The organism is Salipiger thiooxidans (assembly GCF_900102075.1).
Taxonomy (GTDB): Bacteria; Pseudomonadota; Alphaproteobacteria; order Rhodobacterales; family Rhodobacteraceae; genus Salipiger; species Salipiger thiooxidans.
This window is the reverse complement of the sequence record NZ_FNAV01000048.1, coordinates 1-9,473: the sequence shown is the minus strand read 5'-3', so window position 1 is coordinate 9,473 and position 9,473 is coordinate 1. Positions and strand designations below refer to the sequence as shown.

Here is a 9,473-nt window from a genome sequence, read left to right as displayed (position 1 = left end):
GGCAGGTTCGGGCGCAGCGCCGCCTCCGCGATGGCCTCGGCATCATTGTAGTCGTTCTTCTGCCCCTTGATGAACGGCTTCACGTAGATCGCGGGGATGATGCGCGGCTCAAAACCAAGCTGGCGCAGGGTTCGACTGACGAAATGCGCGCTCAGGCAGGCTTCCATCCCGACGATGCATCGCGGCAACTTCTCGAATGTCGCGACGAGGGCCAACCGCTTGATCTGTTTGCGCAACACCAATTGACCATGTCGGTCAAACCCGACGAGATGGAACGTATCTTTGCCGATGTCGATCCCGATGGACATCAGCGGAACGAAGGTCTTCTTCTCCATGCTACTTCTCCAACTTGCAGACATAGGCACAGCCTAACCTGCTGGGTGAAGCAGCCGGTACATCCCATTAGCCGACCTTCATGCCAAGCGCGGCAGATGGCCGGTCCCAGCCCAAACACAACATTCGTCTAGGTCACCTCGGGCACACGCACGCTATGCTGGTTGGTTGAAATCATTGAATGCAGATAAGTCAGCGTAGCGGCGTCATCGAGCCAGCGGCGGTCCGGTATGAAACCGTCGAGCAGTGCCAGAACCCGAGCGGCACCGTCGACGAAGCCACGCACCTGTTCCCAGAGGGTCACACCCGAGGTTTCGCGGCCCTCGTAGAGCCAAACTTCTGAGCGTGCCGCATCCTCGGCGGGCGAAAGCCACACGAGGGTGAGGAAATAGCCGGATACCAAGTGGCTCCCCTCCTACTCTAATTCGGCCTTGCGCTCGGCATCGGCCAGCGCGGAGGCCCCATCCGGGAAGATGCTAACCGGATAGGTCGCGGCCTCAGAGCGCTGCGCTTCCACAAAAATGGCCCCCCCCGGAAACGAGGCGACGGAAAGCGCTGTTCAGCCGTCCCGCCACCGCGACCAGTTCGACCGCGACGGCCTGTCGAGATCGGGCCACCGAAACTTCGCCGTTCTCTGGAACGAGCCACCCTTGTTGAGCACCACGCCCTCCCCGACCAGCGCCACCCAGGGCAGGTAGTCGGCGAGGCACGAGAGAGTGCGGCTGTATTCAGCAAGATTCATCATGGGGGTTCACACCGAGAGATTACCGGGAATGCGCAAATGGCGGCGGGCAACCTCGACGGAGAGCGGATCGCGCCTGGCCTATCTGGAAGTTCCAGGCAATCACGGCGTTGAGGACAACCGCGCCTGCGAAGGAGCAGAGGACGTTATCGAACGGCAGGTAGATCAGCGCAATGCCGAAGACGACCGCGTCGGAGCACATCTGGAACAACCCGGTCTTGAAGCCGGTGCGCTCCTCGACAATCAGAGCGAGGATCCCGAGCCCGCCCGCGGAGGCGTTGTGGCGGAAAAGAGCGATCAGACCGACGCCGCTGCAAGCGCCCGCGAGGATCCCGGCAAGCAAGGGAGGGAGCGCGTCGAAGGACATCGCGTGGCCCAGAAACTGCGTGACGACCGATATGCCCGCCACGGCAATGACCGTGCGCAGCGTGAAGACGGCGCCACGTCGCTTCCAAGACAGCACGAAGAAGGGCAGGCTGATCAGCAGGAAAAGGGTGCCGAAGCCGAGAGGGGCCAGATAGGACAGCAGTACGGCGAGGCCTGCTGTCTGGCCGGTCACCAGGCCCGCCGCCTTGAGAAAGGTGACGCCAAGGCTTGTCAGCAGGATGCCGAACGCCAGCCCTTGCATGTCGTAGAGGGAAAAATGCTTTCGCATGTCAGAATTCCAAGGTCAGTTGGTCGCCCGGCGCGTAGATGTCCTGATGATAGAACGGGCGACCATCATTGAGATTGGTGCGCGCCGTGACGTGAAAGACGCTGGCCCCGGGTGTCATCTCGAACAACGCGGCCTGGCGCGGAGCGAGGGTCTTGATGGCCACTTGCGTCGAGGGGCGCTGCGCCCGCTGGCCGAGAAGGGCCTCGAGATGCACGCGCAGATTCACCCCTTCAAGTTCACTGAGTTCGATGGTGTCGATGTTGATCAGGTCGCCGGGCAGGTACATTTCCGCCCCGATCCCGATGCCATCACCGGAGAGCCTTCGCCGCAACACGATGTAGGGGCCCTCGCCGAGATGCTCGGTCCAGGGTCCGGTCTCGTTGCTGCGCAGCACCTCGATACGTGCTGACGTCAGGCGCAGCGGACGCTGGGTCGAGATAACACGGAAACGGAAGTGCCAGACGCTGGGCCCCATCGGTTCCGCATCTGCAACGCGCGTGCCGTCCCCTCTGCGCCGAATGATCAGGCCGAGGTCCTGCAACTGGCCGAGGGCGTTCTGAACCGTGCCGGGCGCAAGCTGGAGCCTCTGCGCCAACTCGGCTTCGGGCGGCAGCCGGTCGCCTGGCTTGAACACGCCGTCGCGTATCGCTGACATCAGGGCGAGCCGCAGCGCACTGCGCTTGGTTTCGCGCGGGTTCCGGCCCCGTTCGTCCTGAAGCCGGAGGCGAATTTGATCACACAGGTCAACCGTAGCGATCTCTGCGGTGCTCATGCCGGTGTCTCCTGAGGTTTGCGACCGCGCCAGATGGCGCGGAAGACGACGGCAATCGCAAGCAAAAGGAAGATCGCTGCGACCGGACTTGCCAACACCGAAAAGCCATCGACCTGATACAGCTGCAAGGATTGCCGCAGCGAGGTTTCGAACATCTCGCCCAGGAGGAAGCCGATCACCGTGCAGACGACGGAGATCCCGGCGCGGCTAAAGAGAATTCCAAGCCCGGCAAAGGCAAGCATCACGCCGACATCCCAAAGCGACTGCGTCGGCAGGTAGATCCCGAAGATGCTGAACATCAATACCGGCGGCAGGATGAGACGGCGCGGGATGCGGGCGAATTGCACCCAGAGCGACAGGCCGGCGCGCCCGATGATCAGATGGATCAGGTTGGCAATGATCATCGAGGCGAAGAGCCCGTAGATCAACTCCCCATGCATGGTCAGCATGAAGGGGCCGGGCACCACGCCGTGCATCACGAGGGCGCCGATCAGCAGCGCGGCGGCGATGTTGCCGGGAATGCCAAGCGCGATGGTCGGGACGAGGTTCGAGCCGACAACGGCGCTGTTGGCGCTTTCCGTGGCCACGATCCCGTCGGGCGTGCCCTTGCCGAAGGCCTCGGGGGTCTTCGAGGCGCGTTTGGCAGCCGAATAGGACAGGAAAGAGGCCAGCGTCACACCCAGCCCGGGCAGCATGCCGACCAGAGACCCCGTCAATGCGCCGCGCAGCAGCGTCCGCCAGTACGAGAAGAACTCGCGCGCCGACAGACGTCGGCCCTCTTTGGTTTCGGCCTGGTTTGCGGCGAAATCGTCCGCCGCGCGTCCGGTGGCCAGGTCCGAGACCTGCATCACCACCGAGCCCAGGGCCAGCGCTCCGATGGCCAGGGCCGATAGCGAGAACCCGTCGTAGAGCTCGATCCGTCCGAAGGTCAGTCGCGGTGTCGAGGACACCGGATCCAGACCGACAGTGGCAAGAAAGATGCCGATGAAGATGGCCATGCCGCTTTTGAGAGGAGAGTCGCCGGCGATGCCGGCAATCAGCGCGAAGGAGAAGAGAAGCACCGCGGTGTATTCGACCGGCCCGAATTGCAGGGCAAAGGCCGCGAAGGGAACCACCAGGATCACAAGCAGAATGTCCGAGATGGTGTCTCCGGTGATCGAGGAGAACAGGGCGAATTTCATGGCCCGAAAGGCCTCGCCCCGCCGCGCCATGGGGTAGCCGTCCCAGGCGGTGGTCGCCGCCTCGGGCGATCCGGGGGAATTGAGCAGGATCGCCGGGATCGCACCGCCGGACGTGCCGCCCTTGTTGACGCCGACCAGAAAGGCGATGGCGGCAAGCGGAGACATGTAGAATGTCAGCGGGATAAGCACGGCCATGGCCGTGACGCTGCCGAGGCCGGGCAGCACACCGATGACGATGCCGAGCGTGATGCCGAGCGCGATGAACACCAGGTTCATCGGGTCCAGAGCCGCAGCGAAGGCGTGGAGGAACACCTCAATCATTGTCACACCTCAGGGAAGCTGGATGTAGAAGGCGTGCCAGGCGAGCTGCTGGATCGCCAGCGGCAGAAGAAGCGAGGCGCCGGCACACAGGATCAGGCGGCGACGCTGGCCGGCCAGGACCATGCCGGAAAAGCACGAGATCGCCCCGGCCGCGATGAAGCCCGCATAGGCGAGCAGCAGCATGGTGGCCGTGGCCCAGACCGCCCAGGCGAGGGTTTCGAGAAGCAGTGCCGGCCCGGGATGCGGGAGGCGGGACAGCGCGAACCCACGGTTCTTGACCATCAGCGCCAGGCCGAACAGGGCGATGACGATGACCGACAGGGTCGGAAAGAAGCGCGGCGAAAGCTGACCGGCAGCAGACGTTGGCTCGATCTGCGCCGGGATGATCCAAAGCACGGTCACGATGGCCCCGACCACCGCGATCAGTCCGATGAGGAGATCGAGGCGCCCTTGGGCCCCTCGATCTGGCAGGCCGGTCTCAGTCATTGGGAGGTTGTCTCATAGACCTTGGCAAGGCCACTGTCGATTTCAGCCAGTGCATTGGTGAGCTCTTCACCGCTCACTGCGGCCGGGGGCATGCCAAGCTTGTCGTTCAGCAAAGAGGTGAAGGCCTCGGATCCCGCAGCGGTCAGGCTGGCTTCGACGAGCTGAGACAGAATGTCCTCGGGAAGACCGGCAGGCGCCCAGATTGTTGCGCCGGCGGGCATCGCCACGCCGAATTTGTCCTGGATCGTCGGCACGTCGGGCGAGCGTTGCAGCGGCGCGTCGATCATCCCCAGCACAACGTTCATCTGGTCGAGATAGCGGTTATGCACGCCACCCGACCAGGCGAAGTCGATCTTGCCCCCGAGAAGGAAGGGGACCATCTCGCCGCCGCCCTTGGTCGGGACCGCGACCCAGTCGAGTCCTTCCTGCTTGCCGATATAGTTTACGAAGGCACGCGAGATCGCGTTCTGGTCCGCGTAGCTGAGCTTGCCTTCCCGAGAGGCGGCGAGCAGGTCCTCGTAGGTTTCGATGCCCGAGCCCTTCGAGGTGACGATGGCCATCTGCAACATGGCGACGCGGGCGATCGGCGTAAAACTCTCGAGCGAATAGTCGACATCTTCCGCGATCGGGGGCCAGAGCACGGTGGAGTCGGGTGCGAAGAGAAGGGTGTAGCCATCTGCTCCAGCTTTCGAGGCCGCAGTCGTGCCGATCTTGCCGCCGGCACCGGGCTGGGTCTTGACCAGAACCTTGCCTCCAAGCGCCGAGCCGAGCTCATCGGCAAAGACGCGCCCCATGGTTTCGACCGACCCGCCTGCCTGATAGGGCACGATGAGGGTGATCGGTTTGGTGGGGTAATCGGCGGCAAAAGCCATTCCGGGGACTGCGAGTGCGGCGACCGTGCAGGCCGCCTTCACGATCTTCGAAAGCATGGGAACTCCTGTTGGTATCGTTTTACTATGTAGTTTAGTCGCCTCCAGACGGCGGATTCGGCAAGCTTTACTCAAGAGAGCCCGGTGGAATCGAGGATAAAATCTGTCGGCTCCGGAGGGCGCGCCCAAATTTTCATCATTACACTAGAGTTTTTCGGCCAATATCTGACGATCCGTGCAGAATCTTGGCAGAATTCAGATTTCCGCTTCCAGTAACTACAGAGTTTTGGGAACCGTCTGTCTGACTGGTTCTAGGAGTTCCCATGACGATCAAACGCGATGTCGACCCCGAAATGATTGGTGAAAGCCGCCTGCGGACTATTCCGGGCACGGACCCGGACCTCTTTGGCACGGCGATCCTAGAGGGGCCGGACCACGTCGAGGTGCGCAGCTACCAGACCTTCAAGATAACCTACACGACGGGCAAGTTGGGGCTCGACGACACCGGGGCCGTCCGCGTTGCGCTGCGCCTGATTTCGGATGCCGGGGCTCTGCAGACCACCGACCCGGCCGCGCCGAACTACGTCACCGCGCGCTCCTCGGGCGACGGGCAACTGATGCTGAAATACGATCGCAACGGCGGGCAGCGCCCGTGGAACGAGACGCTGACGATCTACCAGCGCGGCGGATACCTGCGCCCCGGCGAGACCATCGAGATCACCCTGGGCGACGCCTCGCAGGGCTCGCCGGGCCTTCTGATGTCCACCTTCTTCGAAGGCGCGCGGGTCTTCCGCGTGATGGCCGACGTGCAGGCCACCGGGAATTTCATTCCTCTGCCGGACACCCGCCTCGAATTTACCGTGGGCGCAGGGCCGCTGCATCGTCACCTCGCGGTCCTGCCGACGCGCCGCCGCCCGGGCGAGAGCTTCTGCCTCGGCCTCAAGGCCGAAGACCTCTGGGGCAATCCGACCGATCAGGGACCGACACGCTTCACCGTCGAAAGCTCGCTGCCGGTGAGCGGCCTGCCCGAAGTGATCGAGTTCGCGCCGGAAAGCGGTGCGATGCGGATCGAACCGCTCAGCGTCGCCGAGGAAGGGCTCTTGACGCTGCGGCTCACCTCCGAGGACGGTCGTGTGGTCGAGGCTGGGCCGATGCAGATCTGTCAGGGCCGCGTTCACTACTGGGGCGATCTGCACGGGCAGACCGGCGAGACGGTGGGTACCAATTCCATCGAGCACTACTTCGACTTCGCGCGCAACAAGTCCTTCCTCGACGTGACCTCGCATCAGGCGAACGACTTCCAGATCAAGCCCGCCTTCTGGGACAAGCTGAATCGTCTGACCGCGGAACTGAACGAACCTGGCGTCTTCACAGTGCTTCCCGGCTACGAATGGTCGGGCAACACGGCGGTCGGCGGGGACCACAACGTGTTTTTCCGCGAGGAAGGTGCGCAGATCTATCGCTGCTCGCACGCTTTGGTCGAGGAACACGACGATCTCGACGCGGATGCGCATACGCTGACCGATCTTTACGGCAAGCTGCACGCCGAACCCGTCGATGCGGTGATGTATGCGCACGTCGGAGGGCGCTACGCCAACATCCACTTCGATCACGACCCGAAGCTCGAGGCCGCCGTCGAGGTTCATTCGGCCTGGGGCAGCTTCGAATGGGTGTTGACCGACGGCTTCCCGATGCGGCGTCGTGTAGGTGTCGTGGCGAACTCCGACGGTCACAAAGGTCGGCCCGGGGCATCCTACCCAGGCGCCTCCTTCTTCGGGGCCTATGGCGGCCTGACCTGCTTCCTGATGGAAGAGAACACCCGCGAAGCGGTGTTCGAGGCGATCCGCCGGCGCCATACCTACGGCACCTCGGGGCCGCGTCTTGCCATCGACATCTCGGCCGACCTTCCCGAAGGCGGCACGCTTTATCATCGCAACCCCCTGTCCGAGCCCGATTGCGCGACCGAAGAGGTGCGCAGCTGCACCATGGGCGACATCGTGCGCAGCAGTGGCGCCAGCGCCCGCATCTCGGTGTCGGTGGACGCGCCGGTCGGCATCGAGAGCATCGAGCTTCGGAAGGGCAGCGAAACCACAACCCTCTGGCGCAGCTACCGCGAAAGCGATCTTGGCAGCCGGCTGAGGCTGATGTGGTCGGGGGCCGAGTACCGCGGGCGCGGCCGGAACACCCGCTGGCAGGGCCGTGCCCTTGTTGCCGGTGGCCGGATCGCGCAGTTCGCACCGGTCAACCGCCTGAACCCCGAGCAGACGCTGGAACAGATCGGCTCGAACGGCGCGATCTTCGACACCATCACTACGGGCAACCGGATGGGCTGCGACATGTGGCTGGAGGGCGCTGCGCCCGAACTGAGCCTCACGACCAACCGCGGCAACCTTACCGTGCGCCCGGCCGACCTCGGGATCGAGCCGGTGGTCATGGACGCCGGCGGCCTCGCACGGAAGCTGTTCGTCCAGCGACTGCCGAACACGCCTCTGGCGCGAAACGCCAGCTTCGAGGCGGAGGTCGATATCGCCGCGACCGGCGACACGCCCGTCTGGATCTGCGTGAACCTCGAAGACGGCAACCAGGCCTGGACCTCGCCGATCTACCTGCACCGGGACTGACCTCTCGCCAGCCCTGAACGGGTCCCGCTGCTTTTGCCAGCGGCGGGACCCCGGATCCCTGCTCCCCTCTGCCAAGTCGTGATGCTGCAATGAAAACTCGCCACAGGTCCTACCCGGCGCGGGCTCTCAGATATGCCCGGGCGCGCTTTCGCAGGGACGATTTCTGGCTCGCGGGGATCGCGGCGCTGCTGGGCATCGTCTGCGGGGTCAGCGTTGCGGCCTTCGACTGGTTGGTGAAGCACATACAGCTCCTCGCCTTCGGGCTCGGCACCGGTGAGATCAGCGGCGCCGATGCCATCCCCCCGGACCGGCTCTGGGTGCCGCTGGCGGGCGGCATCGCGGTCGGTGCCACGATCTGGATCGCCAAGCGCCTGGGTCGCCGGCTGGAAAAGGTCGATCCGATCGAGGCCAACGCCCTGACGGGCGGACGCATTCCCCTGCCGGGCGCACTGTGGATCATGGTCCAGACCCTGCTTTCGCATGGCATGGGCGCTTCTGTGGGTATGGAGGGGGCACATACGCAGCTCTGTTCAGCCTTGGGCTCGAAAGCCGGCTCCCTGGCCTCCGGACGGCGCAACGACATGCGCCTGCTGGTCGCATGCGGCGCGGGCGCCTCGATTGCCGCGCTGTTCCAGTCCCCCATCGCGGGGGCCTTCTATGCCTTCGAACTGGTCATCGCCGCGTATTCGATCGGAAACCTCGCGCCGGTGGTGATCGCGTCACTGGCCGCGGCCGGCACGCGCATGGTGCTCTACCCGTCGGCCCTGCATTTCGCGGTGCCGGCGTTGTCCCTCGGGCCCTCGGCGGTCGTCATGATCCTGATGATCACCTTTGCGACCGTGGCCATGGCGATCACCGTGATGCGCTGCTGTACACGCGTGGAGACCCTGCTCCGAGCGGTCATGCCTGCATGCGCGTGACGCTTCAGCACGAGACTCGCGGACATATTCCCGATGACCTCGGGCGCTATATGTTCTCGGCTGCATTCGCGCGCTGCTTCGGGCGCGCGCCAAAATTGATGGAATTCCCCGAGATCCTTCAACCTGCGCACAAAAACCGCGGCTCTGGCGATTTTGCCGACCGCTTCAGGACACAGGTTGCCAAACGCCCGTCGACGACCGTCACCAGCCATATCTCAAAAGATGGCCATTACTTCAGACGTGCCTTTCGATGAAGGTTTTGTTCGGCATGGCGCTCCGGCAGACAACCGGGTTCGTCGAAAGTCTGCTGCGACTGGTCGGCCTTGACTGGACGGTGCCCGACTTCAGCACGCTGTCGCGCCGCCAGAAGACCCTGGCGGTCAACATTCCCTACCGTGGATCGAAAGGCCCGCTGCACCTGCTGATCCCTCTCGGGACATTGCTGCGCAATGCCCTGCCGGGCAGCGGACAGCACCGGCATCAAGGTCGAGGGCGAAGGCGAATGGCACGCCCGCAAGCATGGTGCCCCGAAACGTCGCGTCTGGCGCAAGATCCACCTCGGGATCGACGAGG

Annotated in this window: 9 protein-coding genes and 2 pseudogenes; 4 read left to right on the top strand and 7 right to left on the bottom strand. The window is 64.0% G+C overall.

Going from position 1 to position 9,473, the window contains the following annotated elements:
• The 7 genes and pseudogenes from BLQ77_RS27630 to BLQ77_RS27600 form a co-directional block, all read right to left on the bottom strand.
• A partial coding sequence (locus tag BLQ77_RS27630; RefSeq protein WP_131822092.1) for an IS110 family transposase occupies positions 1-335 on the bottom strand: 335 nt, incomplete at its 3' end.
• Positions 336-469: 134 nt separating this feature from the next.
• A pseudogene (locus tag BLQ77_RS27625) lies at positions 470-1,078 on the bottom strand (conjugal transfer protein TrbE); the annotation flags it as partial.
• A gap of 19 nt (positions 1,079-1,097) precedes the next feature.
• Positions 1,098-1,730 carry a YitT family protein gene (locus BLQ77_RS27620; RefSeq protein WP_089964266.1) on the bottom strand — a complete coding sequence of 211 codons (633 nt, stop codon included), beginning with the start codon at positions 1,728-1,730 and terminating at the stop codon, positions 1,098-1,100.
• A 1-nt stretch (position 1,731) separates the two neighbouring features.
• Positions 1,732-2,502, bottom strand: coding sequence for a GntR family transcriptional regulator (locus tag BLQ77_RS27615; protein WP_089964265.1), 771 nt, complete (start codon positions 2,500-2,502; stop codon positions 1,732-1,734).
• Entirely contained in the window at positions 2,499-4,004 is a 1,506-nt protein-coding gene (locus BLQ77_RS27610; RefSeq protein WP_089964264.1) for a tripartite tricarboxylate transporter permease, read from the bottom strand. The genes BLQ77_RS27615 and BLQ77_RS27610 overlap by 4 nt, the downstream gene beginning before the upstream one ends.
• Positions 4,005-4,013: 9 nt before the next feature.
• Positions 4,014-4,490 (bottom strand): tripartite tricarboxylate transporter TctB family protein, encoded by a 477-nt coding sequence (locus tag BLQ77_RS27605; RefSeq protein WP_089964263.1) that lies wholly within the window; start codon positions 4,488-4,490, stop codon positions 4,014-4,016.
• Complete coding sequence (locus BLQ77_RS27600; RefSeq protein ID WP_089964262.1) at positions 4,487-5,419, bottom strand: Bug family tripartite tricarboxylate transporter substrate binding protein; 933 nt, start codon at positions 5,417-5,419, stop codon at positions 4,487-4,489. Before BLQ77_RS27600 ends, BLQ77_RS27605 begins: the two co-directional genes overlap by 4 nt.
• Positions 5,420-5,682: 263 nt before the next feature.
• Here BLQ77_RS27600 and BLQ77_RS27595 point away from each other — a divergent pair, with 263 nt between their 5' ends.
• The 4 genes and pseudogenes from BLQ77_RS27595 to BLQ77_RS27580 form a co-directional block, all read left to right on the top strand.
• Entirely contained in the window at positions 5,683-7,980 is a 2,298-nt protein-coding gene (locus BLQ77_RS27595) for a DUF3604 domain-containing protein (RefSeq protein WP_089964261.1), read from the top strand.
• 89 nt (positions 7,981-8,069) lie between these two features.
• Positions 8,070-8,900 carry a chloride channel protein gene (locus BLQ77_RS27590; RefSeq protein ID WP_089964260.1) on the top strand — a complete coding sequence of 277 codons (831 nt, stop codon included), beginning with the start codon at positions 8,070-8,072 and terminating at the stop codon, positions 8,898-8,900.
• Complete coding sequence (locus tag BLQ77_RS27585) at positions 8,891-9,154, top strand: hypothetical protein (RefSeq protein WP_375360221.1); 264 nt, start codon at positions 8,891-8,893, stop codon at positions 9,152-9,154. The genes BLQ77_RS27590 and BLQ77_RS27585 overlap by 10 nt, the downstream gene beginning before the upstream one ends.
• A pseudogene (locus BLQ77_RS27580) lies at positions 9,133-9,473 on the top strand (transposase); the annotation flags it as partial. The gene BLQ77_RS27585 and the pseudogene BLQ77_RS27580, both read left to right, overlap by 22 nt.

Bases quoted from the DNA above. Each gene is read 5' to 3' on its own strand.
- BLQ77_RS27620 (WP_089964266.1), bottom strand. From the start codon at position 1,730: ATGCGAAAGCATTTTTCCCTCTACGACATGCAAGGGCTGGCGTTCGGC.
- BLQ77_RS27615 (WP_089964265.1), bottom strand. From the start codon at position 2,502: ATGAGCACCGCAGAGATCGCTACGGTTGACCTGTGTGATCAAATTCGC.
- BLQ77_RS27610 (WP_089964264.1), bottom strand. From the start codon at position 4,004: ATGATTGAGGTGTTCCTCCACGCCTTCGCTGCGGCTCTGGACCCGATG.
- BLQ77_RS27605 (WP_089964263.1), bottom strand. From the start codon at position 4,490: ATGACTGAGACCGGCCTGCCAGATCGAGGGGCCCAAGGGCGCCTCGAT.
- BLQ77_RS27600 (WP_089964262.1), bottom strand. From the start codon at position 5,419: ATGCTTTCGAAGATCGTGAAGGCGGCCTGCACGGTCGCCGCACTCGCA.
- BLQ77_RS27595 (WP_089964261.1), top strand. From the start codon at position 5,683: ATGACGATCAAACGCGATGTCGACCCCGAAATGATTGGTGAAAGCCGC.
- BLQ77_RS27590 (WP_089964260.1), top strand. From the start codon at position 8,070: ATGAAAACTCGCCACAGGTCCTACCCGGCGCGGGCTCTCAGATATGCC.
- BLQ77_RS27585 (WP_375360221.1), top strand. From the start codon at position 8,891: ATGCGCGTGACGCTTCAGCACGAGACTCGCGGACATATTCCCGATGAC.